This window comes from Geomonas limicola (assembly GCF_014193675.1).
In the GTDB taxonomy this organism is placed as follows: Bacteria; Desulfobacterota; Desulfuromonadia; order Geobacterales; family Geobacteraceae; genus Geomonas; species Geomonas limicola.
On sequence record NZ_BLXZ01000002.1, the window covers coordinates 409,970 to 433,820 of the forward strand.

General features: G+C 63.5%; 19 protein-coding genes. 9 read left to right on the plus strand and 10 right to left on the minus strand.

Annotation, left to right across the window (positions count from 1 at the left end; genetic code table 11):
• Nucleotides 1-101: 101 nt before the first annotated feature.
• The 8 genes from H7688_RS05585 to gltA all read left to right on the plus strand — a co-directional run bounded on the left by H7688_RS05585 (nucleotide 102) and on the right by gltA (nucleotide 9,371).
• Entirely contained in the window at nucleotides 102-2,099 is a 1,998-nt protein-coding gene (locus H7688_RS05585; protein ID WP_183360074.1) for a CoB--CoM heterodisulfide reductase iron-sulfur subunit A family protein, read from the plus strand.
• An 84-nt stretch (nucleotides 2,100-2,183) separates the two neighbouring features.
• Nucleotides 2,184-2,687 (plus strand): hydrogenase iron-sulfur subunit, encoded by a 504-nt coding sequence (locus tag H7688_RS05590; RefSeq protein ID WP_183360075.1) that lies wholly within the window; start codon nucleotides 2,184-2,186, stop codon nucleotides 2,685-2,687.
• Between the two features lie 66 nt (nucleotides 2,688-2,753).
• Complete coding sequence (locus tag H7688_RS05595; RefSeq protein WP_183360076.1) at nucleotides 2,754-3,698, plus strand: 4Fe-4S dicluster domain-containing protein; 945 nt, start codon at nucleotides 2,754-2,756, stop codon at nucleotides 3,696-3,698.
• Between the two features lie 17 nt (nucleotides 3,699-3,715).
• A complete protein-coding gene (locus H7688_RS05600; protein WP_183360077.1) occupies nucleotides 3,716-4,732 on the plus strand; it encodes a 4Fe-4S dicluster domain-containing protein in 1,017 nt (338 codons plus the stop codon).
• A gap of 144 nt (nucleotides 4,733-4,876) precedes the next feature.
• Complete coding sequence (locus H7688_RS05605; RefSeq protein ID WP_183360078.1) at nucleotides 4,877-5,719, plus strand: FAD/NAD(P)-binding protein; 843 nt, start codon at nucleotides 4,877-4,879, stop codon at nucleotides 5,717-5,719.
• Between the two features lie 202 nt (nucleotides 5,720-5,921).
• Nucleotides 5,922-6,803 carry a DMT family transporter gene (locus tag H7688_RS05610; RefSeq protein ID WP_183360079.1) on the plus strand — a complete coding sequence of 294 codons (882 nt, stop codon included), beginning with the start codon at nucleotides 5,922-5,924 and terminating at the stop codon, nucleotides 6,801-6,803.
• Between the two features lie 313 nt (nucleotides 6,804-7,116).
• On the plus strand, nucleotides 7,117-7,959 hold the full coding sequence (locus tag H7688_RS05615) for a sulfide/dihydroorotate dehydrogenase-like FAD/NAD-binding protein (protein ID WP_183360080.1): 843 nt from the start codon (nucleotides 7,117-7,119) through the stop codon (nucleotides 7,957-7,959).
• Nucleotides 7,959-9,371, plus strand: a complete 1,413-nt coding sequence (gene gltA / locus H7688_RS05620) for an NADPH-dependent glutamate synthase (RefSeq protein ID WP_183360081.1) — start codon at nucleotides 7,959-7,961, stop codon at nucleotides 9,369-9,371. Before H7688_RS05615 ends, gltA begins: the two co-directional genes overlap by 1 nt.
• Nucleotides 9,372-9,556: 185 nt before the next feature.
• Here gltA and H7688_RS05625 read toward each other — a convergent pair whose 3' ends face one another.
• The gene (locus H7688_RS05625) at nucleotides 9,557-10,459 is read right to left on the minus strand and encodes a LysR substrate-binding domain-containing protein (protein WP_183360082.1); all 903 of its coding nucleotides are present in this window, start codon (nucleotides 10,457-10,459) and stop codon (nucleotides 9,557-9,559) included.
• Nucleotides 10,460-10,567: 108 nt separating this feature from the next.
• On the opposite strand from H7688_RS05625, the gene H7688_RS05630 reads away from it, so the two are divergent.
• The gene (locus tag H7688_RS05630) at nucleotides 10,568-11,497 is read left to right on the plus strand and encodes a YeiH family protein (RefSeq protein ID WP_183360083.1); all 930 of its coding nucleotides are present in this window, start codon (nucleotides 10,568-10,570) and stop codon (nucleotides 11,495-11,497) included.
• Here the strand turns inward: H7688_RS05630 and H7688_RS05635 are convergent.
• The 9 genes from H7688_RS05635 to H7688_RS05675 form a co-directional block, all read right to left on the minus strand.
• The gene (locus tag H7688_RS05635; protein WP_183360084.1) at nucleotides 11,466-11,804 is read right to left on the minus strand and encodes a GIY-YIG nuclease family protein; all 339 of its coding nucleotides are present in this window, start codon (nucleotides 11,802-11,804) and stop codon (nucleotides 11,466-11,468) included. The two genes, H7688_RS05630 and H7688_RS05635, sit on opposite strands and share 32 nt — an antisense overlap.
• A gap of 166 nt (nucleotides 11,805-11,970) precedes the next feature.
• Nucleotides 11,971-12,990, minus strand: a complete 1,020-nt coding sequence (gene hemE, locus H7688_RS05640) for a uroporphyrinogen decarboxylase (RefSeq protein WP_183360085.1) — start codon at nucleotides 12,988-12,990, stop codon at nucleotides 11,971-11,973.
• A gap of 136 nt (nucleotides 12,991-13,126) precedes the next feature.
• Complete coding sequence (locus tag H7688_RS05645) at nucleotides 13,127-14,206, minus strand: radical SAM/SPASM domain-containing protein (protein WP_183360086.1); 1,080 nt, start codon at nucleotides 14,204-14,206, stop codon at nucleotides 13,127-13,129.
• 224 nt (nucleotides 14,207-14,430) lie between these two features.
• Entirely contained in the window at nucleotides 14,431-15,186 is a 756-nt protein-coding gene (locus H7688_RS05650) for an ABC transporter permease (RefSeq protein WP_183360087.1), read from the minus strand.
• 76 nt (nucleotides 15,187-15,262) lie between these two features.
• Nucleotides 15,263-16,189, minus strand: coding sequence for an ABC transporter ATP-binding protein (locus H7688_RS05655; protein ID WP_183360088.1), 927 nt, complete (start codon nucleotides 16,187-16,189; stop codon nucleotides 15,263-15,265).
• Between the two features lie 202 nt (nucleotides 16,190-16,391).
• Nucleotides 16,392-18,551, minus strand: coding sequence for an ATP-binding protein (locus tag H7688_RS05660; RefSeq protein WP_183360089.1), 2,160 nt, complete (start codon nucleotides 18,549-18,551; stop codon nucleotides 16,392-16,394).
• A gap of 27 nt (nucleotides 18,552-18,578) precedes the next feature.
• Entirely contained in the window at nucleotides 18,579-19,631 is a 1,053-nt protein-coding gene (locus tag H7688_RS05665; protein WP_183360090.1) for a sensor histidine kinase, read from the minus strand.
• Between the two features lie 336 nt (nucleotides 19,632-19,967).
• Complete coding sequence (locus tag H7688_RS05670) at nucleotides 19,968-21,491, minus strand: ATP-binding response regulator (RefSeq protein ID WP_183360091.1); 1,524 nt, start codon at nucleotides 21,489-21,491, stop codon at nucleotides 19,968-19,970.
• Nucleotides 21,478-23,745: an ATP-binding protein gene (locus H7688_RS05675; protein ID WP_183360092.1), complete on the minus strand. Its 2,268-nt coding sequence runs from the start codon at nucleotides 23,743-23,745 to the stop codon at nucleotides 21,478-21,480. The genes H7688_RS05670 and H7688_RS05675 overlap by 14 nt, the downstream gene beginning before the upstream one ends.
• Nucleotides 23,746-23,851 lie beyond the last annotated feature (106 nt).

Consider the following 23,851-nt stretch of genomic DNA (forward strand, 5'->3'; position numbering starts at 1 on the left):
GAAACAACGGCAAAAAAGCATGGTGAAACAAAGGGTTAACCTGTCTTTTATCGCTTTGGTTTCCGTGAGTATCCGCGGCCAAGGGTTTTAAGAGGAAACCTATGTCCAGAATCGGTGTTTTTGTGTGCCACTGCGGGGAGAACATCTCGCGCACGGTGGATGTGGAGCGGGTCGCCAAGGAAGCGGGCGATATCCCGGGGGTCGCGTTCTCCTGCGACTACAAGTACATGTGCTCCGACCCGGGTCAGAATCTGCTCAAGAAAGCGGTGGCCGACAATAACCTGGACGGCGTCCTGGTGGCGGCCTGCAGCCCGCGCATGCACGAGAAGACCTTCCGCAAGGCGGCCTCTGCCGCGGGGCTCAACCCCTACCTGTGCGAGATGGGGAACATCCGCGAGCACTGTTCCTGGGTGCACGAGGACCGCGAAGAAGCGACGGCCAAGGCCTCGGACATCGTGAAACTCATGGTGGAGCGGGTCAAGAAGGGGAAATCGCTCGCCCCGATCACCGTCCCGGTCACCAAGAAGGCGCTGGTCATCGGCGGCGGCATCGCCGGCATCCAGGCGGCGCTCGACATCGCCGACGCCGGACACCAGGTGGTCATGGTGGAGCGCGAGCCCTCGATCGGCGGGCACATGGCCCAGCTCTCCGAAACCTTCCCGACCCTGGACTGCTCGCAGTGCATCATGACCCCCAAGATGGTGGACGTCGCCAACCACCCGAACATCACCCTGTACACCTTTGCCGAGATCGAGAAGGTGGAGGGGTACATCGGCAACTTCCAGGTGACGGTGCGCAAGAAGGCGCGCTCGGTGGACGAGTCGAAGTGCACCGGCTGCGGCGTCTGCATGACCAAGTGCCCCAAGAAGAAGATCCCCAACGAGTTCGACCAGGGGCACGGGATGCGCACCGCGATCTACGTCCCCTTCCCCCAGGCGGTTCCCAACACCCCGGTCATTGACCGCCAGAACTGCACCATGTTTCAGTCCGGCAAGTGCGGGGTCTGCCAGAAGGTCTGCGGCCCGGGCGCGGTGGACTTCGAGCAGCAGGATACCCTGATCGTGGAGCCGGTGGGCGCCATCGTGGTCGCCACCGGGTTCAAGCTCTACTCCATCGAGCGCCAGCCCGAAGACAGCCCCATCCAGGGGTACGGCGAGTTCGGCTACGGCACCATACCCGACATCATCGACGGCATGACCTTCGAGCGGCTCGCCTCGGCCTCCGGACCGACCGGCGGCAAGATCCTGCGCCCCTCCGACGGCAAGGAGCCCAAGCAGGTGGTCTTCATCCAGTGCGTGGGGAGCCGCGCCCGCGAGAAGGGGATCTCCTACTGCTCCAAGGTCTGCTGCATGTACACCGCGAAGCACACCATGCTCTACCACCACAAGGTGCACGACGGCCAGGCCTACGTCTTCTACATGGACGCGCGCACCCCGGGCAAGGGGTACGACGAGTTCTGGCGCCGGGCCGTGGAGGAGGAAGAGGCGGTCTACATCAGGGGGATGGTCTCGCGCATGTACCAGCGCGGCGACAAGATCGTGGTGATGGGGAGCGACACCCTGGTCGGCGTGCAGGTCGAGATCGAGGCCGACCTGGTGGTCATGGCGACCGCGGTGCAGGCGCAGGACGGCGCCGACCTCCTGGCCCAGAAACTGGGGATCTCCTACGACAAGTACAACTTCTACTCCGAGGCGCACGCCAAGCTGAAACCGGTCGAGTGCGCCACCGCGGGGATCTACCTGGCCGGCGCCTGCCAGGGCCCCAAGGATATCCCGGATACCGTCTCGCAGGCCTCCGCCGCCGCGGCCAAGGTGATGACGCTTTTCGCCAAGGACCAGCTGGAGCGCGACCCGGTAGTGGCCAAGGTGAACGAGAAGTACTGCGTCGGTTGCCTGGCCTGCAAGAAGGTCTGCCCCTACGGCGCCGTTGAAGAGCGGGAAATCAGGGACCGCCAGGGGAACCTGGTGAAAGTGGTGGCAAGCGTGAACCCTGGGGTCTGCGGCGGCTGCGGCACCTGCCAGGCCACCTGCCCGTCGAAGTCGGTCGAGCTGGACGGCTACACCGACGAGCAGATCATGGCGATGATCGAGGCGTTATAAATCGACGGCGCGTGTCTGATCGGACCGATCGGTCGGATCAGTCGGATTTTTCCGACGGGACGCGCCGCACACTGAGGATTTCCAATGCACGCTGAAAAGCTCCAGCACGACTTTGAACCCAAGATAGTCGCCTTCGTCTGCACCTGGTGCACCTACGCCGGGGCGGACCTGGCCGGCACCAGCCGCATGCAGTACCCTGCCAACGTGAGGGTGCTGAAGTTCCCCTGCACCGGGCGCATCGACCCGGTCTTCATCCTGCGCGCCTTCCAGAAGGGGGCTGACGGGGTGCTGGTCTCGGGGTGCCACCCCGGCGACTGCCACTACATGGCCGGCAACTTCCACGCCCGGCGCCGCTTCGCCGCGTTCCGCGCGCTCCTGGGCTTCGTGGGGGTCGACCTGGAGCGGCTGCAGTTCTCCTGGGTCTCGGCGGCCGAAGGGGGGAAGTGGGTCGAGGTGGTCACCGAACTGACCGAAAAGGTGCGCGCCATGGGGCCCATGAAGGAGTTCAAGGCCCTGGAGGACGAAGAGCAGTGGTCGGGCGCGCTCAACACCCCCGAGCTGCGCGAGGCCTTCGAGAGCATCACCTGACGCTGTGCGAGATGAAATTTCCCGCGTTGTACGCCTTGTGGGCTGCGACGCCGAGGGTGCCGAGATATGAACGCTAAAGCTGAAAAGATCCGGGTCGCCAGCATCGACCCCTCCTACTACCAGGCGGTCACCGACGCGATACGCACCGAGGCGGTGAAACTGCTCTCCGAGGAGGCCGTGGTCGCCGTGGTCGGCTACCTGCCCGGGCGCCGTATCGGGACTGCCGTTCCCGGACTGGTGACCACCCCGGAACAGGCGCAGCAGCTCATCTTCTCGCCCGCCTGCGTCAACAACCTCTCGCTCTACCTCACCAAGGCGAAGAAGGGGGTTTTGAAAAAGGGGAAGGTGGCGATCATCGCCAAGGGGTGCGACCTGCGCGCGCTGGCAGGCCTCATGGGCGAATCGCAGGTGAAGAAGGAAGACATCTACACCATCGGCATCGCCTGCGCCGGTGTTTTCGGGGCCAACAGCGACAGGAAGGGGGGCCTCACCGAAGCGAGCATCGCCCGCAAGTGCCGCGAGTGCACCGTGCACCAGCCCGAGGGTGTTGACCTTTTGGTGGGAACGCTTCCGGAACTTCCCCAGCTGACGGCGCTGGAGGCCCAGGAGCTGGCGCGCCTCGAGGCGCTGACCCCGGAAGAGCGCTGGGCCTACTGGAAGGAGCAGTTCTCCAAGTGCATCCGCTGCCTGGCCTGCCGCCAGGTTTGCCCGTTTTGCTACTGCGAGCAGTGCCTGTGCGACAAGAACCGGCCCCAGGCGCTGGAGAGCTCGCCGCGGCCGGCCGGCAACACCGCCTGGCACATCGTACGCGCCATGCACCTCGCCGGTCGCTGCGGCGGCTGTGCCGAATGCGAGCGGGTCTGCCCGATGGATATCCCGCTCAACCTTTTGAACCGCCGCATGGCGATGGAACTCAAGGAGCTCTACGACTACGAGGCGAGCATGGTCCCCCAGGAAAAAGGGCCGCTCACCAGGTACCAGGAGGACGACGACCAGTCGTTCATCAAGTAAAAGGACACGAGACTGCCATGTCGCTACTGATTACCGAAACGAATCTGCGCTCGCTCGTCGACGCCCTGGTCAAGGGCGCCACGCTGGTGGTGGGGCCCAAGCACTCCGGCTCGGTCGTGCTCTACCAGCCGCTCGCCGCGGGGAGCGACCTGACGCTGGACGAGCTGCCCCGTCGCTCTGCCAAGGAGCTCTACTTCCCGGTTTGCGAGGACATCCTGACCTTCAAGCGGGAAAACGGCAAGCTGGAGGTCCGCGACATTGACCGTTCCCGCTTCCCCGAGACCGTGCTGATCGGCGCGCCCCCCTGCGATGCCGGATCCCCCTCGATCCTGGATGCGGTGTTCTCCTGGGACTACAACGACGAGTTCTTCCTGGAGCGGCGCAGAAAAAGCACCATCGTGGGGATCGCCTGCACCAAGGGTGATGACGCCTGTTTCTGTACCGCGGTAGGGCTCGCCCCGGACGCCAAGGCAGGGAGCGACCTGTTCCTGACCCCGCTGCTGGGAGGCTCCTTCCGCTGCGAACCGGTGACCGAAAAAGGCCAGGCGCTGATCGACAAGCACGCCGGGCTCTTCAGCGAGGGTGCCGCGGGCGAGCCGGTTGCTTTCGCCGACCAGTCGACGGGTAAGCTGGACCTGCCGAAGATCAAAGAGTGGTTGAACGGGCACTTCGAGGATCCGCTCTGGGAGAGCATTGCGGATATCTGTGTCGGGTGTGCCGCCTGCGCCTTCATCTGCCCGGCCTGCCACTGCTTCGACATCAACGACGAAGGGAACCCGGACAACGGCACCCGGCGCAAGCACTGGGACGCCTGCGGTTTCAGCAAGTTCACCAACCACGCCTCGGGCCACAACCCGCGCGACATCCAGAACAAGCGCTACCGCAACCGGATCATGCACAAGTTCAAGTACTACGACGACAAGTTCGGGAAAACCCTGTGCACCGGCTGCGGCAGATGCATCCGCGCCTGCCCGGTGGGGATCGACATCGCCGAGATTCTGGACACCATCAACAAGAAGGCCCAACAGGGATAAAACTAGCACCTGAACTAACAGGGATGAATGGGATTAACGGGATACCCCCAAACCTTGGGAGTTTGTCTTCATCCCCTTTATCCCATTCATCCCTGTTCTAAGAGCATTGTCTTTTCCCACTCATCCCTGTTAAAGGTTTATGCCATGTGCCAATCGAACAACATCTACCTGCCGCACCTTGCCACCATCGAAGCCATCGTCGACGAGACGCCGGACGTCCGCACGCTGCGCCTGGTTTTCCAGGACGAGGCGGTCCGCGAGAACTTCGCCTTCCGCGCCGGCCAGTTCGCTGAGTACTCGGCTTTCGGATCGGGCGAGTCGACTTTCTGCATCGCCTCGGCTCCGACCCGCAAGGGGTACATCGAGTGCTGCTTCCGCAGCGTGGGGCGGGTCACCGAGGCGCTGAGACGTCTCGAGGTCGGCGACACCATGGGGGTGCGCGGCCCCTACGGCAACTCGTTCCCCATCGAGCAGTTCTACGGGAAGAACCTGGTCTTCATCGCCGGGGGCATCGCGCTCCCCCCCTTGCGCACCGTGATCTGGAACTGCCTGGACCTGCGCGACAAGTTCGGCGACATCACCATCGTCTACGGGGCGCGCTCGGAGGCGGACCTGGTCTACAAGCGTGAACTGGCCGAGTGGCAGGAGCGCTCGGACGTGCGGCTGGTGAAGTGCGTGGATCCCGGCGGCAACGGCCCCGACTTCGACGGGAAGGTAGGCTTCGTCCCCACGGTCCTCGAAGAGGCGGCACCGTGCGCGGAGAACACCATCGCCCTGGTCTGCGGGCCCCCGATCATGATCAAGTTCACCCTGCCGGTGCTGGAACGCCTCGGCTTCGCCGACGACGCCATCTACACCACACTGGAAAACCGCATGAAGTGCGGCGTCGGCAAGTGTGGCCGCTGCAACGTGGGGAACGTGTACGTCTGCAAGGACGGCCCGGTTTTCACCGCGCGCGAAGTAAAGGCGATGTCACAGGAGTTCTAGGGGTCCCTGGTCAGCGACCAATAAAAAAAGCCACGCGAAAGCGTGGCTTTTTTTATTGCAGCGTCGGAAAGTCTATTTCCCATTACTACAACCTTCCGGGATCCCTCCCACTTTAACCTTGACACCTGCCCGACTTTGCGCGAACGTGCCTCCCTGTCCGCGGGAGAAACCTCCAGCCCATCATCTGTCCAGAGAGTCCCCGATGCCGTACCTGCTGCTCACCCTAAGCGCCTTTATCTGGTCCGGCAACTTCGTCCTGAGCCGGGCGATGAATGCCACCATTCCGCCCGCCGGGTTCGTCTTCTGGCGCTGGCTGGTGGCCATCTGCGTGCTCTGCCCCATCGTCCTCCCCCGCCTACGCAAGGAATGGCCGCTGGTACGGGCCAACCTGAAACTCGTCTGCATCTGCGGTTTCTTCGGCGTCACCCTCTTCAACTTCCTGATCTATACCGCGATGCACAGCACCACCGCGATCAACGCGGCGCTGGTGAACTCGGCCATCCCGGTCTTCATCCTCATGTTCGCCCGGCTGATCTTCGGCCAGACCGTGTCGCTGCGCCAGCACGCGGGCATCGCGCTCTCGCTCGCCGGGGTCGCCACCATCATCCTGCAGGGGGACCTGGCCCGGATCCGCACGCTGAGCTTCAATCGCGGGGATCTTTTGGTACTTTTGGCGGCGGTGGCCTGGGCGCTCTACTCGGTGGCACTGCGCCGCTATCCGCAGGGGCTCAACCCGTTCGTCTTCCTGTTCTCCATCTCGATAAGCGGGCTCCTTTTCCTGGTCCCGTTCTACGCCTTCGAGATCCACAGCGGCGCCCTGATGAGCACCAACACCCCTACCCTTTTAAGCATCGCCTACGTGGGGATCCTCGCCTCGGTCGTCGCCTTCACCACCTGGAATATCGGGCTGCGACGGGTGGGTGCCCACGTCGGCGGTCAGTTCATCCACCTGATGCCCGCCTTCAGCACCATGCTGGCCGTGGCCTTCCTGGGTGAGACCTTGCACCTCTTCCACATCGTGGGGATCGCACTCATCCTGACCGGCATCGTCTGCGCCACCTTCCGTGTCGCCAAGACCGCCTGATTTTCCAAAACACCCCTCCCACCTGCATTATCTTTTGCCAATTCTGCACCTCGTTTCAGCCGGTTAGCGTGCGCCTTCCGTTCGAGGATGCCGTATACTCTATTGCCGCGTTTTTTCGAGACTGGTATCCTATCGGCTGGTAACAGGAAGCATCGTCAAATCCTTCCCGGTCAACGCTGACCTTCGACAGTGCGGCTCCCGCAAGATCCCCCGCAACAGCGTCCTGAATGGAAACGGCCCAAGGATGCGCCTACCCCAGTTGGTTTATCACGAAGTGACCTCGATCCGAATACGACCCAGAGGAAGGTGACCCATGTTCGAAGTCTTGAGTAACGAAGTTCTCGCCGAGAACCTCCACAAGATGGTGGTGTCGGCACCACGCATAGCCAAGGCCCGCAAGGCCGGACAGTTCGTGATCGTCCGCCTGGCGCAGGGCGAGGAGCGCATCCCGCTCACCATCGGTGACGCCGATGCCGCCGCCGGGACCATCACGCTGTTCATCCAGGCCATCGGCGCCTCGACCCGCCGCATCGTGCAGACCCAGCCCGGCGGCTTCATTCGCGACGTCGCGGGCCCCTTGGGCAAGGAAACCCACATCACCAACTGGGGCCGGGTGGCCTGCATCGGCGGCGGCGTGGGGACTGCAGTACTCTTCCCGCTGGTGAAGGCGCTTCACGAGGCCGGTAACCAGATCACCACCATTATCGGCGGCCGCTCGGAGCGCTACATCATCCTGGAAAACGAGCTGACCCCGCTCTCCGAAGAGTTCCTGGTCACCACCGAAGACGGCAGCCGCGGCTTCAAGGGGTTCGTGACCGGTCCCCTCTCCGAGCTTTTGGCTGACCCGGAAAAGGCTCCCAAGGCTGTTTTCGCGGTAGGCCCGGTCCCCATGATGAAGGCGGTTGCCAATCTGACCCGTGAGAAGGGGATCGAGACCATCGTCAGCCTGAACCCGATCATGATCGACGGCACCGGCATGTGCGGCGGCTGCCGGGTGCAGATCGGCAACGAAACCAAGTTCGCCTGCGTGGACGGCCCGGAATTCGACGCGCACCTGGTCGATTTCGACGGTCTGAGCGACCGGCTCACCAGCTACCGCAAGGAAGAGGCCACCTGCCTCGCAGCGGAGTGCAAACTGGGCAGGGAGGAAGCCTAATGAGCAACAAGTTGACACCGAAAGAACGGTTGGCCATCGAGCGGGTCCACATGCCCGAGCTGCCGGCCGATGAACGGAGCAGGAATTTTGAGGAAGTGAACCTGGGGCTGAGCGGCGACCAGGCGATGGACGAGGCCAAGCGCTGCCTGCAGTGCAAGCATCGCCCCTGCGTGGCGGGGTGCCCGGTGGGTGTTTCGATCCCCGAGTTCCTGGATGCCCTGGCCAGCGACGATCTCCCCCGCTCGGTGCAGATCCTGCGCGGCGACAACGCGTTGCCGGCGGTCTGCGGCCGGGTCTGCCCGCAGGAGACCCAGTGCGAGGCGCTCTGCGTGCGCGGCATGAAGGGGGAGTCGGTGGGGATCGGCTACCTGGAGCGTTACGTGGCAGACTGGGCCATGAACCACCCGGACCGGCTGCTGGTTGACCAGCGCGCCCCTAAGACCGGCAAGAGCGTGGCCGTGGTCGGCTGCGGCCCGGCAGGGCTCACCGCTGCCGGCGAATTGGCCCAGAAAGGGCACGCAGTCACCATCTTCGAGGCACTGCACGACACCGGCGGGGTGCTGCGCTACGGGATTCCCGAGTTCCGGCTGCCCAAGGACATCATCGACCGCGAGGTGGCCCACCTCATCGACCTGGGCGTCAGCATCGAATGCAACGTGATCATCGGCAAAACGCTCACCATCGACGAGCTGCGCGAGGATTTCGACGCCGTCTTCGTGGCCAACGGTGCGGGGCTCCCGACCATGCTGGGGATTCCCGGCGAAAACCTGAAAGGTGTCTATGCCGCCAATGAATTCCTGACCCGCGTGAACCTCATGGAGGCCGGCAGGAAAGAGGATGCCGCGACGCCGATCATCAAGCGCAGCGAAGTCGCCGTAATCGGCGGCGGCAACACCGCCATGGACTGCGTGAGGACCGCCCGACGGCTCGGGGCGAAGCGCGCCATGATCGTGTACCGGCGCAGCGAAGCAGAGATGCCGGCCCGCGTCGAGGAGATCAAGCACGCCAAAGAGGAAGGGGTCGAATTCGTCATGCTGACCGCTCCGCTGGAGATCCTGGCGTCGGAGGACGGCTGGGTGCGTGCGCTCAAGTGCCAGAAGATGGAACTGGGACCCGCGGATGCCTCCGGGCGCCGCCGTCCGCAGCCCATCGAGGGTTCCGAGTTCGAGCTCTCCGCCGGCGTGGTCATCAATGCCGTCGGCACCAACGCCAACCCGCTGTTGACCGCCACCGCTCCGGACCTGGAGCTGAACAAGTGGGGGAATATCGTGGCGAAGGAGAACGGCGAGACCAGCATCCCCGGCGTCTTCGCCGGCGGCGACATCGTCAGGGGCGGCGCTACGGTCATCCTCGCCATGGGCGACGGGAAGAAGGCTGCTGCCGCTATTGATGAGTATTTGAAGACGAAGTAGGCTGGTTTTTCGGTTAAAGCATGAGAGGCCTGGGCTAACTGCCCAGGCCTCTTTTTTTGGCTTTTGCTTACCAGCGAAAAGCAAATCCCCCCTGTCCCCCCCTTTTTCAAAGTGGGGGACGTGATGGCAGCGTCAGTGCGTTGTGGCAACAGCAGCGCAGCTTTCCATTTTCTCGGCGTTTCTTGCTACTCCCGGGCTGCAGGCAGCGACTCTTCCGGGTCCAGCCAGTCGAGGAATGCCTGCAGGAGTTTGGTCGGCTTCGCTTGGCGGGTGAGCAGTCGCAGGCTGCGTTTGAGAGCGAGCGGTGACTCGATGCCTACCAGCCAGCCGTGCTCCAGCTCGCGCTGCACCGCGATCCGTGACAGGCACCCTACCCCTAACCCTTCCTCGGCCGCCTTCTTGATCGCCTCGGTGTGGCCCAGCTCCATGGCGATGGAAAAGCTGAGACCCCGCCTCGCCATGGCGGCCTCGAATATCTCACGAGTACCTGAACCTTTCTCCCGCATCAGCCAGTCCGCCTGCTCCAGTTGTTCCTGCGTGGCCTTCCCCGCCAGCGCCCACGGGTGGTTTCTCCCCACCACCACGACAAGTTCGTCCTGCCTCCAGGTGCAAGAGTTGAGCGAATCGTCATGCCCCGGCCCCTCGATGAGCCCCAGGTCGTACTCGCCGCTGACCACGGCGCTCTCTACCTGCTGGGCGTTTGCCACCTGGAGCAATACCTTGGCTCGCGGGTAGCGGGCGGCGAAACCGCCCACGACTGCGGGGAGCAGGTAGTTGCCGATGGTGGTGCTGGCCCCGACGCTCAACACGCCGACCGGCTCGCCCAGAGAGTCGTTGAGGAATTGATCGATCTGCTGGACCCGCTGGATGACGTCGCGCGCCTGGGGGAGGATCGCCCTACCCCGGTCGTTCAGGATCAAGCGCCTCCCCTGGCGCTCGAAAAGCGGCGCTCCCGCCAGGCGTTCCAACTCGGCAATGGCCATGCTCACCGCCGACTGGGTCAGCAACAGCTCGCTGCTCGCCTGGGTTACATGCCCGTAGCTCGCCACTTTCTCGAAGATCTCCAACTGTCTCAGGGTAAGGGTCACCGCCGCTCCTCATAAACAATGCTTATGTTATCCATGAATATTTCCAATTTTTATTTATATAGAAGCAGCTGTATTATGCAATCAGTTTCTTGAGTCGTGGAGGGGAAAATGCAACGACAGATAGCAAAGATCGCATTGTTGGCAGGATTGGCGGTGAGTGCAGTTCCGGGAACGAGCACTACGCTCGCCTTGGTCATGGGGGCAGCGGTAGGACTGGTGCTGGGAAATCCCTGGCCCCAGCGTTCCTCGCTGTGGAGCCGGAACCTGCTGCAGCTTTCGGTGGTCGGTCTCGGATTCGGCATGAGCATCAAAGAAGTGGTGCAGACCGGGCAGTCCTCGCTGGTTTTCAGCGTGGTCGGGATCAGCTTTACCCTGCTGACGGGCTTCCTGCTGGGTCACGTTCTCAAGGTTGGACCCAATACCTCGGCCCTTATTTCTGCGGGAACCGCCATCTGCGGCGGCAGCGCCATTGCAGCTCTTGCTCCGTCCCTGAAGGCGAAGGACGAAGAGACCGCCGTTGCGCTGGCCACCGTTTTCACCTTGAACTCGGTGGCGCTGCTGCTTTTCCCGATGATCGGCCACCTGTTGCAGCTGAACCAGGCGACCTTCGGGACCTGGGCCGGGCTTGCCATCCACGATACCAGCAGTGTAGTCGGGGCTGCTGCGGCCTTCGGCAGCCAGGCGCTCGCCACCGGGACCACGGTGAAACTGACCCGGGCCATCTGGATCACCCCGGTGGTACTGGCGGTCGCTGCGTTCAATGGAGCGGATCGGAAGCTGCACGTACCGCTGTTCATCATCGGGTTCGTACTGGCCGCGGCCCTGCGGACGCTGGTGCCCCAGTACGGGGAACTCTGGGCGGGACTGGCGGCAACCGCGCGGCAATGCCTGGTGGTGACGCTTTTCCTGGTCGGAGCTGGTTTGAGCAGGGAGGTGCTGGGAAAGGTTGGCGTGCGGCCCTTGGTGCAGGGTATCGTGCTCTGGGGGGTGGTGAGCGCGGCTACGCTTACGGCGCTGTTGCGGCTGGGTCTTGCCTGATTGGGTCCTCGCTCCGGAGCGGTGACCAGGAGAGCGCGAAATCGGGCCGGGAGAGCAAGTTGGGGGCCGAGGCGGGGAGCAGATCCTTTTCCGTCCGCTTCAGCCGTTTAATGGCTATTTCTCGCCTGCTCGCGCTACTTCGGTCGTGTCCTTCCTCCAGGTAGAGGAGTTCGACCGGCTCGCGGCCGCGAAAGTACTTGGCCCCCTTCCCCGTCGCATGCTCGCGCAACCGCCGCTCGATGTCGGTGGTGATGCCGGTGTAAAGGGTGCCGTCGCTGCACCGTATGAGGTAAACCAGCCAGTTCATTGAGCACTCAGAAGTTTGGTAATGAATTAAAGCTGCCTTCAACCGTGAAGTGGCGCATTCCCCCACCCTGACCCTCTCCCGCAAGGGGAGAGGGAACCTGGGACACTCAGGAAATGAAAAAAAAGGGCGGCCCTGGGGCCGCCCTTTTGGGCTTCATGCTTTGCGACTACTTCTGGCTGAGGCGGTGTACGCACTCGACCATGTAGATGGCGTTCTCGGGCGGGACGGTCGGCAGGATGCCGTGACCCAGGTTGAAGATGAGCCCCGGACGTCCGGCGTTCTCGTCGAGGACGCGCTTCACTTCACGCTCGATGATCTCTTTCGGAGCGAAGAGCACGGTCGGGTCGAGGTTCCCCTGGACGGCCATGTCGCCCAGGATGTCGCGGGCCTTGCCGAGGTTGATGTGCCAGTCGAGGCCCATCACGTCGCCGCCGGCCTCTTTGACGATGTCCAGCATGGTGCCGGCGCCCTTCACGAAGTGGATGACCGGAACGTTGGTGCGGTTCAGGCCGTTGATCAGGCGCTGGGTGTACGGCAGCACGTAACGCTCGTAGTCAGCCGGGGAGAGCATGCCGCCCCAGGTGTCGAAGATCTGGATCGCCTGCGCGCCGGCTGCGATCTGGGCGTTCAGGTACTCCATATCCATGGTGGTGATCTTCTCCATGAGGGCAGCGTAGATCTCCGGCTCGGCGTACATCATCTTCTTCAGTGCGGCGAAGTCCTTGGAACCTTTACCCTCGACCATGTAGCAGGCCAGGGTGAAGGGGGCGCCGCCGAAGCCGATGAGGGGCACCTTGGTGGCGAGCGCCTTGCGGAGCATCTTCACGGCGTCCAGCACGTAGGGGACGTCGGTCTCCATCTTCGGGATCTTGAGCGCCTCGACGTCGGCCATGGTGCGGATCGGCTTTTCGAAGACCGGCCCCGGGACGAAGTCGAGTTTCATGCCCATCGGCTCGATGGGGGTGAGGATGTCGGAGAAGAGGATCGCCGCGTCGACGCCCAGGATGTCCACCGGCTGTACGGTTACTTCGGTGGCCAGTTCCGGGGTCTTGCAGAGTTCGAGGAAGGTGCATTTGGAACGAACCCGCATGTAATCGGGGAGATAACGCCCTGCCTGACGCATCAGCCAGACCGGTACCACGTCAACCGGTTTCCCCCAACAGGCGTCCAAGAATCTTGTGTTCATCGAATATCCTCCTCACTGAGTGATTAATAAGACATGCGACCGATCATACCGATGTGACAGAGCGGACCGATCGGGTGATTCCAAACTTCAGCTCGCGGTTGGGCTTTTAACGAACCGCAACCTCAACATCAACCCGCTACTTGTTCCCCTCTTCGCGCTGGATGCGGATGGGGACGTAGTTGCAGAACGGTTCTTCTTCCATATAGTCGCCGTGCACCGCATCGGCACGGGCCCGGCAGCCGCCGCAGACGTTCAGGTACTCGCACTGGCCGCACTTCCCTTTGTAGCTCTTGAAGTCGCGCAGGTTCTGGAAGATCTCGGAGTTCTCCCAGAGCTCGCGGAACGGGGTCTGCTTCACGTTGCCGGCGGTGCGGTGGAAGTAGGAGCAGGGCTTCAGGTTCCCGTAGCAGTCGATGAGGCAGATGGTCTGGGCCGCGATGCACCCCTTGCCGCCTCCGGTGGAGAAGGTGAGCGAACGGCGCTCGAACTTGGTCCCCTCGGCCTTGGCCTTCTGCGGCACGATCCGGTAGTAGTGCGGCGCGCAGGTGGGACGCATCAGGATGTCGTCCTCCATCTTCTCCTGCTGGTAGTGCCAGTCGAGGATCTCCTCGTAGTCTTCCTTGGAGATCAGCTCGTTCATGATCTCCTCGCCACGGCCGGTCGGGACGATCATGAACATGTACCAGGCGGTGGCACCAAGCCCCTTCGCTACCTTGAAGGTGTTGGCGATGTCGTGCTGGTTACGCTTGGTGAAGGAGGAGTTGACCAGGAACTTCTGGCCGTGCTTCCTGAAGAGACCGGCGGCACGCACCACGCCCTCGAAGGAGCCCGGGCACTGCCGGAAGTTGTCGTGCACCTCGGCGGTCGAGCCGTCCAGGGAGAGCGACACCATCTTGATGTCGGCCTTCTTCATGTTCTCGCAGACTTCGTCGGTGACCAGCGCACCGTTGGTCGCCATGCACATCCTGAGGCCGAGCGAGGTGCCGTAGGCGGCCAGCTCGAAGATGTCGGGGCGCATGAGCGGCTCTCCGCCGGAGAGAACCACGACCGGCTTGGAGAACTCGGAGATCTCCTTCAGCAGGTTCTTCCCTTCTTCCGTGGTGAAATCACCCTCGGAGGAGGTCAGCTCGGACGAGCAGCGGCAGTGCACGCATTTGAGGTTGCAGCGCTGGGTGGTCTCCCAGGCGATCCATTTGGGTACGAACTCTTCAGCCATGATGTCTCCAATCTGACCTGGAAAGCGTTATGTGCGGTGGGAGGTTCATCGGCTTCGGGGGGGAACGGATATTCTCACCAAAAGTGACGTAAGCTCAGAAGCGACAGAACGCTTGGGTTACCGGGATCCCCTATGACGGCACTCCACGGTATCCAGGAGGAAAAAGGTTTGGGGAAACAGCCAAACTTTACTATGAAAGGGAAGTTAAACTCAAGAACAATCGCCTACTCTGCCATCTTGCGGTTAAAGGTATACACAGCAAGGATGAAGCAGATGCCGGCAGTGAGTACCAGGTTGATCAGATAGAGTGGCGGAACGGCTCCAAAAAGCAGGGCGCCCCGGGCTCCTTCGAAGACGGCAGTGGTGGGCAGCAGCCGGACTACGGGGAGGACGGCAGCGGGATAGGAGGTAAGCGGAAAGAAGATCCCGGCCATGAAGATGAGCGGTACGATGACCACCGACTGCACCCGTCCGATGTTCTCGGGCTTGTCGATGACGGTGCCGCAGATGGTTCCCAGGCAGGAGAAGGTCATGGAGGCGAGCGCCAGGCAGAGCAGGTAGGCCGGCAGGTGGCTGAAGTCGATGCGAAACGGCGTGAGCAGAAGGATCACCAGGAAGACGACGGATCCCTTGATGGCACCCTGGCTGAAACCGGAGAAGATCTTGCCGATGACGATGTCGTAGACCGTGACCGGCGTGACCCGGTACTCCTCGATGGTGCGCTGCACCCGGCGGTGGAACCACATGCTCCAGGAGCTCTCGTCAAAGGCGGCGTTTACCGCGGTCATGGAGATGAGGCCGGGAGCTATGAAGAGCGGGTACGGGATGCCGTCCACGTTGGAGATGTACCCCTTGAGCCCGAAGCCGAAGGCCAGGTACAGGGTGAGCGGGTAGGCGACCACCGAAACGAGCTCGGAGATGATGCCGCGCCTGAGCACCAGCATGTCCCTGCCCCAGATTGAGAAGGCTCCGCGCAGCATACACTCCCCGAAAAACAACTAACGTTCCAGGTTCTACGGCATTCCCCCTCCCCTTGCGGGCGGGGGAGAAACTCAATCACTCCCGCACCTTCTCGCCGGTGAGTGCGATGAAGACGTCCTCGAGGCTCGGCTCGAGGAGGCATATCTTGCGAATCTGGCGGCCCACCGGCGAGTCGATCAAGGGCTTCAAGGCGTCCTCGCCGGAGAGGGTGAGCCGGAAGGTCGCACCTTCCTGTTCGACCGAGCGCACGAAGGGGAGTTCCTCCAGGATTTCCCGGAAGCCGCTTGCGTCGCCGCGAAAGTCGACCTCGTAGGTGTGGGCGCGCGAGAAGGCGTCCTTCAACTGGGCCGCGCTGCCGTCGGCCAGGCTCTCGCCGTGGTCCATGATCATGATCCGGTCGCACAGGGCGTCGGCCTCGTCCATGTAGTGGGTGGTGAGAAAGACGGTCATGGTGTGGCGCAGGCGGCGGATGTGCTCCCAAAGGGCCCGGCGGGACTGCGGGTCGAGCCCGGTGGTCGGCTCGTCCAGGAAGAGGACCCGCGGCTCGTGCACCAGGGCGCGCGCCACCACCAGGCGCCGCTGCATGCCGCCCGAGAAGGTGTCGGGGAAGTCGTGCTGGCGCCCGGCGAGCCCCGTCATCTCGAGGAGTTCGTCGATGCGCGGGTTGTACTCGGCGGGCTTCATGCCGTGCAGCCGGCCGTGCAGGATCAGGTTCTCACGGGCGGTCAAGTAGCGGTCCAGGTTGTTTTCCTGGGGGACCACGCCGATGCGCCGCCTGACCTCCTTGCCGGCGCTGAGCACGCTGAACCCCTCGACTGTGGCGTCACCGGAACTGGGGCGCATCAGGGTGGTGAGGATCTTGATGAGGGTGGTTTTGCCGGCACCGTTGGGACCCAGGAGCCCGAACACCGTGCCGCGCTCGACCTCGAGCGAGAAACGGTCCACGGCCGTGAAACTGCCGTAGCTCTTGGTGATCTGGCTGAGGGTGACGGCTGAGGGCATGGGAAGCCTCTTTAAAGGCAGGGACTAGGGGCTAGGGACTGGGGACTTAAAGGCAGGGACTGGGGCTTAAAGGCAGGGACTAGGGACTAGGGCTTTAGACGAAGGAGCGAAAAGGGCCTCTTTGAGACTTCAGCTTCTTTCCCTGCTCCTGATCCCTACGCCCTAACCCCTGTTCTTCCCTAGTCCCTGATCCCTGATTCTCTCACTCCATCGGGAAGAGCAGCGAGAAGGTGCTCCCCTGCCCTTCCTTGCTCTCCACCCAGACCATGCCCTTGTGCACGTCCATGATGCCGTGCACGATGGAGAGCCCCAGGCCGGATCCCTTGGACATGAAGGCGGTGGCGCCGGAGCTGTGGTGACCGATGTCCCCTACCCCGTAAAACTTGTCGAAGATCCGCACCAGCTCCTCGTGCGGGATGCCGATACCGGAATCCTTCACCTGCAGGAGGTACCAGTGGCCGACCTGCTGCAGGTTCTTGGGGAAACCGTGGTAGAAGTGGCGCACCTTCTTGGCCAGCCCCCCCAGATCTTCCTGCCTGAGCGCCTTGCCGCTGAGCATGACGTCCCCGCCGTCGGGGGTGAACTTGATGGCGTTTTCCAGCAGGTTCTTCACCGCCAGGAGCGCAAACCCCTCGTCAACCGGCACCTCGGCCTCGTCCCCGGTGATGCGCACCGAGATGCGCCGCTCGGAAAGCGGCAAGGCAAAGAGGTCGTGAGCCTCCCGGCAGAGCCTGATCAGGCTCGCCGGCTTTTTCACCGGCAGGGTCCCCAGGGTCTCCAGGCGGGAAATCGAGAGGAGGTCCTCCACCAGCTTGCGCAGCTGCACCGTCCCCTCGTAGACCGAAACGAAGATGTTGTGCTGCTCGGGGGTCATCTGGATCCCGGAATACTTGAGCAGGAACTCGACCCCGCCCATGATCGAGGTGATCGGGGTCTTCAGCTCGTGCGAGGCGATCCCGATGAAGTTGTTCTTCACCGTGTTGAGCCGACCCAACTCCTCGTTGGCCCGCTTCACCTGCTGCAGGTTCTCCCGCAACTCCTCCTTGCTGCGGAAGAGTTCCTCCGCCTTTTCCTTCATCCGGTCGTAGAGGTTGTAGTTCTCGATGAGAACGGCGAGCTGGCCGGCGATGGAGCTCAACAGGAAGACGTCGCGCTCGCTGAAGGTGCGCTCCGAGCAGGTGCCGACGGTCATCACCCCCATGACCTCCGGACCGATCTTCAGCGGCACCGCGCACCAGGAGTGCACCCCCATGCCGACGGCTGCGGCTCTGGCCTTGGGCGGGAAGCGGTCGTCCGGCCGCTCGCCCCGGAAGGGCCGCCCGGTCTGCACCAGCTGGTTCCAGTTGGCGGCCTTGGGGATGACTTCGATCGCCTTTTCGAAGGCGGGTGAGATCCCGAGCGAGGCGCGGATCCTGAGCCGGGGCCCCTCGCAGAAGTGGATGCAGGAAAATTCCATCTGCAGCATGTTGTGCAGCTGGAACAGGAGATCGCCCATCACCTTGTCGAGCCCCTGGCCGTACTGGAGCCGGAAGGCGACGGCGTAGAGGGTGAGCAGCTCGCGGTCGCTGGTCCGTTTCTCCTCCTCGACCTGGCGGCGCTTGGTGATGTCCTTGATGATGAAGACGATACCGGCGCGGTCCACCCCTTCCGCGCCCTCGAAGCGCATCGGGTAGCTCGCCACGTTGAACCACCCCTTGAGGTTGGGGAAGGTGATGTCCTCGTCCACCTCGCTCTGCATGCTGTGCACGAAGCGGAAGACCTGCCCCTCGGGCTGGGCGTCTCCGAAGAAGACCTCGTCGATGCGCCGGCCGATGATCGCCTCGTAGCCGCCGGGGAAGTAGTTTTTCACCCGGCCGTTGCAGCGCGAGACGATGCCGTCGGCGTCGGTGATGACGATGAGGTCCGATACGGCGTCGAAGACCGCTTCCCACTCCGCCTTGCCCCGGCGCACCGCCTCCTGGGTCACCTTGTGGTGCCGGCGCACCTCGGCTTCGCGCAGCTCGCGCTCGACGGCGGGGATCAGGCGCGCCAGGTTCCCCTTCATCAGGTAGTCGTTGGCACCGGACTTCATGGCGGCGACCGCGAGGTCTTCGCCGATCTTTCCGGAGACGATGATGAACGGGATGTCCTGCCCCGACTGGTGCAAGACCTCCAGTGCGCCCGGGGCATCGAAGGAGGGCATCCGGTAGTCGGAGAGGATGATGTCCCACTTCTCATCCTGGAGTGCCTGGCGCAGGTCGACGGCGGTTTCTACCCGCTGCTTTCTGGCCAGCTGATAACCACCCCGGGCCAGCTCGCGCTCCAAGAGCAGGCTGTCCTCCAGGGAATCCTCCACCAGCAAGACTTTGAGTTCTTTCTTCATGTACTTCCTGTGGTTAGACGCTACGCCCTACAGCGTGAAATAGAAGGTGGCACCCTGCCCCGGTGCGCTCTCGGCCCAGATACGCCCCTCGTGGCGCCGCACGATGCGCTGGGCAATGGCGAGCCCCACCCCGCTCCCCTCGAACTCATCGACGCGGTGCAGACGGTGGAAAACAGAGAACAGCTTGTCGGCATAGGCCATGTCGAAACCGACGCCGTTGTCCTTGACGAAGTAGACGGTCTCCCCCTCATGGTCCTGGACGCCGAAGGCGATGCGGCTTTGGCGCTCCTTGGACGAGAACTTCCAGGCGTTGCCGATCAGGATCTCGAAGAGTTGCCGGGTCAGGCGCGGGTCTGCCTCGGCGCTCACCCCTTCGGCCACCTGGTACTCGATCTTGCGCCCGGGGTTGGCGACCTTGAACTCCAGCAGTATCACCTGGGCCAGGGTGCTCAGGTTCACCGGTTGGCGGGTGAGCTCCGCTCGCGAAACCCGGGAGAGCTGCTGCAGCGCGTCGATGAGCTGGGACATCTTCCCCACCGCCTGGCAGATCCGGGAGAGGTACTCGATCCCCTGCTCGTCTAGCTTTTCCTCGTAGTCGTCCAAAAGCGCCTTGCTGAAACCGTCGATGTGTCGCAGCGGCGCCCTCAGGTCGTGGGAGACTGAGTAGCTGAAGGTCTCCAGCTCGCGCTGCGCCGCCTCGAGTTGGGAAGCCAGCTGGCTCACCCGGTGCTCCAAAAGGGCGATGTGCCCCTGTTCCGCCGACTCGAAACCGAGCACCAGGAAGGCCCGCTCGCCCCGGAACACCACCGGGTGCCACAGGAGCTTCAGCTCGACGGGAGAGCCGTCCTTGCGAAGGTGCCGTGCCAGCGACATGCCGTCCGGGTTGGCGGCGGGGGTGGAGCGCTCCGGGTCGAGCGCCGGCAGCGACAGCTCCAGGAACTCGTCCCGCTGGTAGCCGAAGAGTTCAAGCGCAGCCTCGTTGGCAGCCAGGAGCTTCAGGCTCTCCCGATGGCAGACCCACATCGGCAGGGGGTTCGTCTCGAACATCGCGCGATAGCTCGCTTCTCCCTCTGGTGCCATGCCCCCTCCTTTGCCCTGCTTCATTCGAGGTTTTCGCGTGGGTGCAGCTGTCATGTTCCACCCTCATCGCCAGCTTCGGCCAAACCGCCTTGGCTGCCGCGCTGAACCTCTCCCGCCAGGCGCCTCACCGGGCCCTCGACTCTTCGCTGCCGTTGCCTGCTCCTTCGCCCCTCGCTCTGGACCCAAACGGTTCCCGCCGCCTTTGCGGCGACAACCTATGATCCCGTTCATGAGCCCCAGATACTGTAACCTAAAGCTCGCCGGTTGCAAATCCGGTAAGTTACGATTTTTTCGCGAAATGTTTCTGACTGTCACATTAAAATGCGACCGTACCAGCTACTCCTCGTCCTCGGGCAGGGCCGGCAGGAGAAGCGTGAAGAGGCTCCCCTCCCCCGCTTTGCTCTGGGCCCAGATGTAGCCGCCGTGGGCGTCCACCGCCTTGCGGCAGAAGGCGAGCCCGAGGCCGGTGCCGCGGGTCTTGCCCAGGCGCCGGTTCTTGGCCTGCACGAACCGGTCGAAGATGGTCCCGAGCGAGTCCTCCGGGATCCCCACCCCGGTGTCGCGCACCCGGATCCGCACGAAGCTCCCCTCTCCCGGCAGGTCCTTCCGGGCATAGGTCTGCTCCGGGATACCGGCGACCAGCGCAGCTACCTCCGGGACCAGGTCAGCGGCGACCTCGATCTCGCCCCCTTCCGGGGTGAACTTCACCGCGTTGGAGAGCAGGTTCCCCATGATGCGGGCAAAGGAGTTGCGGTCCAGGGAGACCTTGGGGAGCCCCTCGGCCAGGGTGCCGAAGAGCCGGATGCCGCCGCGCTGGGCCTGGGTCTGGAACTTGGAGGCCGCGCGGGTAACCAGGAGCGCCGGGTCCTCGTCCTTGAAGTTGAGCCGCATCTTGCCCGCCTCGAACTTGTGGATCCCCAGGAGGGTGTCGATCATCTCCACCATCTCCTCGCAGCTCTCCACCGCGGCGTCCAGGTACTCGCACTGCTCCTCGTTCACCGGGCCGAGCTTCGCCTCGCGCACCAGGTCGATGGAGCCGACCACGGCGGTGATCGGCGACTTGAGGTCGTGGGAGAGCATGGAGACGAAGTCCTCTTTTTCCTGCTCCAGCTCTTTTAATTTGGAGATGTCGCGGATGATCTCCACGCTCCCCACCAGCTCGCCGGCGGCGTTTCTCAGGGGGGCTGCGCTGGAGAGGACCGGGATGTCACGGGAGCCGGCCAGCATGGTGTAGGCGACGTCGAGGGAGGCCTCGCCGGTACGCAGCACCGTGCGGCTCGGGAGCTCCCCCGCGGGGACCTCGGCCTTCAGCACCTCTTCCGGGGTCTTGCCCAGCAGCTCCTCCCCCAGGATGGACTGCGCCTTGCGGTTCACCGTGATGATCTCGCCCCTGGTGTCCACCGCGAGCAGGAGATCGGCCATCCCCTGGAGCACGGCCTCCATCTTGCGGCGCTCCTCGTCCAGCTGTTGTGCCAGGCGCACCCGCTCCTTGCGGTCGCGGTCCTGCTGGATGGCGCGCTTCACCTTCTGCAGCATGTCGTCGGTGGAGAAGGGCTTGGAGATGTAGTCGAGGGCACCCTTGTGCAGCGTGTTGACCGCAATGTCCTCGCTGCCGTGCGCGGTCATCATCACCACCGGTGTCTGCTCGCCGCCGATCTTGCTCAGGACCTGCAGGCCGTCCATGCGGGGCATCTTGATGTCCAGCATGATGAGCGAGAAGCGCTCCTTGTCCAGCGCCTCGAGCGCTTCCACGCCGTCGCGCGCCCGCACCGTCTCGTACCCCGCGTCCTCGAGCTGCAGCTTGAGGATCAGCGCGATATCGGGCTCGTCGTCCACGATGAGAATCTTATCCTTTGCCATCTTCCTCTCCTATGACCGGTACGGTGAAACTGAAGGTATTGCCCTGCTCCTTGGCCGCGGTGTAGAAGATCCGCCCGTGGTGGCGCTCGACGATCTCCTTGCAGATGGCGAGGCCAAGCCCCGTCCCTTGCGACCTGCCGCGCTCGATACTCTCGATCTGCTGGAACTTCTTGAACAGCTTGTCGCGTTCCGAGGGGTGGATCGGGGTGCCCCGGTCCGCCACCGAGACTACTAGGTAATTGCCGTCCTGCTCCGCGCTCACCGTGACCACCCTCCCTTCGGGGGAGAACTTGACGGCGTTGGACAACAGGTTGGTGAGCACCTGGATCAACCGGTCGCTGTCGCCGTAGACCTGGGGCAGGTGCTCGCCGATGGTGTTCACGATGCTGATGTCCCGCCCCATGGCGTAGGACTTGATCTCCTCGATGGCGTAGACACTCACCTCGCCGATGGAGACCGGGCGGAAGTTGAAGATCATGCCGCCGGACTCGATGCCGGAGATGTCCAGGATCTCGCCGATCAGCCGGATCAGGCGCTGCGTGTTGCGGAAGCAGACCGTGAGGAGCTGGCGCTCGGTATCGGTAAGCCATTTCCCCCGGGTCAAAAGCAGCTGCAGGGACCCCTTCATCGAGGTGAGCGGGGTCTTCAGCTCGTGGGAGACCGTCGAGATGAACTCGGTCTTCATCCGGTCCACCTCCTGCTCCACCGTGACGTCGCGCACCGAGATGACGATGCCGGCGTAGTCCCCGGCCTCGTCGGTGAGCGTGCAGAGGTAGCAGGTCAGCCGCTTCCCCTCGACCTCGAGGTCCTCCTTGCTGCCGCTTGATCCGGTCTCCCGGTTCAGCTCGTGGATGCGCGGGACGAGGCTCTCGAACCCCCCCATGGTGCAGACCTGCTCGATGGTCTGCCCCACCACCTGGAAGGGGACCAGCTCGAAGAGGCGCTGGGCGGCCGGGTTGAAGAGGACCACCCGGTTGCTGCGGTCGGTCACCACCACCCCTTCCACCATGCTGGTCAGCACCGCCTCCAGGCGCCGCATCTCGGTTGCGAGGGCACCGGTGCGCTCCACCACCTTCTTCTCGAGCTGCTCGTTCAACTCCTGGAGGTCCTCGGTCTTCGCGTTGATGATGCGGTCGCGTTCCCTGAGCGCGTCGGCCATCGAGTTGAAGCAGCCGGCCAGGATGCCGACCTCGTCGTTGTACTTCCCCTCCACACGCTGTTCCAGGTCCCCGTCGGTGACGCGGCGCACCCCGGCGGCGAGCTGGCGCAGCGGCCCGGCGAGGGTCCGCGAGGCCATGAAGGCGAGCGCAAAGGAGAGGAGTATCCCCAGAAATGCCGAGGCGAGGATGTTCTGCAGGCTCTCGCGCCGGATCCGCTTGAAGCTCTCCTTGGAGACCGCTACCGACAGCGAACCGACAAACTCCCCCTTGCTGTTCAAAAGCGGCTCGATGGCCGTTTCGAATACCCGGTTGCCGATCTCGGCCTCGCCGCGGTACCCCTCGCCGCGCTGCAATAGGTCGATGATGCGTGGATCCAGCGCATTCTTCGTGGCGCTGTCGCGCGGCAGGCTGCTGGCGATCCGTTCCCCCTCCTGGGTGATGCTCACCTCGACGTCGCTGCCGAAGACCTGGCGCATCGGGGAGGGGAGACTGGGCTGCCGGTTCAGGATGTCGGCGGTGAAGATGCAGCCGAGGACGTCGCCGTGCGCCCCGAGGACCGGTACGGCCACCGCGACCGCGAGGGCCTCGCGTCCCTTTTCGGAGCAGTAGTCGCGGGCCCCGAACTGGCAGAGCAGGTCGGGGCTCAGGATCTCGGTAGCCACCACCGGGTGGCCGCTCGAGAGTGCCTGATCCACCAGCGCCGGCAGCCGCCCCAGGTCCCCCTGCACGGGACTGTTCAGCCGGGCCAGTACCCGCTTTTCCGGGTCCAGCACCACCATGTTTTCCAGGAAGGGGAGCACGCCGTGCCAGCGCTCCAGCCGCTCGGCCAGCCAGGCCGTGTCCCTTTCCCGCATCTTCCGCTGCAGGGTGTGGGAGACCGTCGACTGCATAAGCGAATACTTGACGATCTCGGAACGGTCGAAGTACTGGCTGCGGGCGAATTTCAGGTTCGCCTCGAGGCTCTTGTCGATTTCGCTGCGCACCGAGGCACTCAGCGTCTTCATGGTTGAGTAGAGCAGGGTGGAGTAGGAGACCAGCAGTATGGCTAGGATGGATAGGAGCAGCTTGGTCCGTATGCCGAAGCGTGGTTGCATGTACGTCCCTTTCAGGGACAGGTCGAGGGTGAGGGGGAGGGTGAGAAACACCCGCGAAGCGCCGGCACATCCCGGGGGCTTCGGGTTTTCCTTAACCTCAACCTCA

What these genes read in the sequence shown, in the direction of transcription:
- H7688_RS05585 (WP_183360074.1), top strand. Translation starts at nt 102, where the DNA reads ATGTCCAGAATCGGTGTTTTTGTGTGCCACTGCGGGGAGAACATCTCG.
- H7688_RS05590 (WP_183360075.1), top strand. Translation starts at nt 2,184, where the DNA reads ATGCACGCTGAAAAGCTCCAGCACGACTTTGAACCCAAGATAGTCGCC.
- H7688_RS05595 (WP_183360076.1), top strand. Translation starts at nt 2,754, where the DNA reads ATGAACGCTAAAGCTGAAAAGATCCGGGTCGCCAGCATCGACCCCTCC.
- H7688_RS05600 (WP_183360077.1), top strand. Translation starts at nt 3,716, where the DNA reads ATGTCGCTACTGATTACCGAAACGAATCTGCGCTCGCTCGTCGACGCC.
- H7688_RS05605 (WP_183360078.1), top strand. Translation starts at nt 4,877, where the DNA reads ATGTGCCAATCGAACAACATCTACCTGCCGCACCTTGCCACCATCGAA.
- H7688_RS05610 (WP_183360079.1), top strand. Translation starts at nt 5,922, where the DNA reads ATGCCGTACCTGCTGCTCACCCTAAGCGCCTTTATCTGGTCCGGCAAC.
- H7688_RS05615 (WP_183360080.1), top strand. Translation starts at nt 7,117, where the DNA reads ATGTTCGAAGTCTTGAGTAACGAAGTTCTCGCCGAGAACCTCCACAAG.
- gltA (WP_183360081.1), top strand. Translation starts at nt 7,959, where the DNA reads ATGAGCAACAAGTTGACACCGAAAGAACGGTTGGCCATCGAGCGGGTC.
- H7688_RS05630 (WP_183360083.1), top strand. Translation starts at nt 10,568, where the DNA reads ATGCAACGACAGATAGCAAAGATCGCATTGTTGGCAGGATTGGCGGTG.
- H7688_RS05635 (WP_183360084.1), bottom strand. Translation starts at nt 11,804, where the DNA reads ATGAACTGGCTGGTTTACCTCATACGGTGCAGCGACGGCACCCTTTAC.
- hemE (WP_183360085.1), bottom strand. Translation starts at nt 12,990, where the DNA reads ATGAACACAAGATTCTTGGACGCCTGTTGGGGGAAACCGGTTGACGTG.
- H7688_RS05645 (WP_183360086.1), bottom strand. Translation starts at nt 14,206, where the DNA reads ATGGCTGAAGAGTTCGTACCCAAATGGATCGCCTGGGAGACCACCCAG.
- H7688_RS05650 (WP_183360087.1), bottom strand. Translation starts at nt 15,186, where the DNA reads ATGCTGCGCGGAGCCTTCTCAATCTGGGGCAGGGACATGCTGGTGCTC.
- H7688_RS05655 (WP_183360088.1), bottom strand. Translation starts at nt 16,189, where the DNA reads ATGCCCTCAGCCGTCACCCTCAGCCAGATCACCAAGAGCTACGGCAGT.
- H7688_RS05660 (WP_183360089.1), bottom strand. Translation starts at nt 18,551, where the DNA reads ATGAAGAAAGAACTCAAAGTCTTGCTGGTGGAGGATTCCCTGGAGGAC.
- H7688_RS05665 (WP_183360090.1), bottom strand. Translation starts at nt 19,631, where the DNA reads ATGGCACCAGAGGGAGAAGCGAGCTATCGCGCGATGTTCGAGACGAAC.
- H7688_RS05670 (WP_183360091.1), bottom strand. Translation starts at nt 21,491, where the DNA reads ATGGCAAAGGATAAGATTCTCATCGTGGACGACGAGCCCGATATCGCG.
- H7688_RS05675 (WP_183360092.1), bottom strand. Translation starts at nt 23,745, where the DNA reads ATGCAACCACGCTTCGGCATACGGACCAAGCTGCTCCTATCCATCCTA.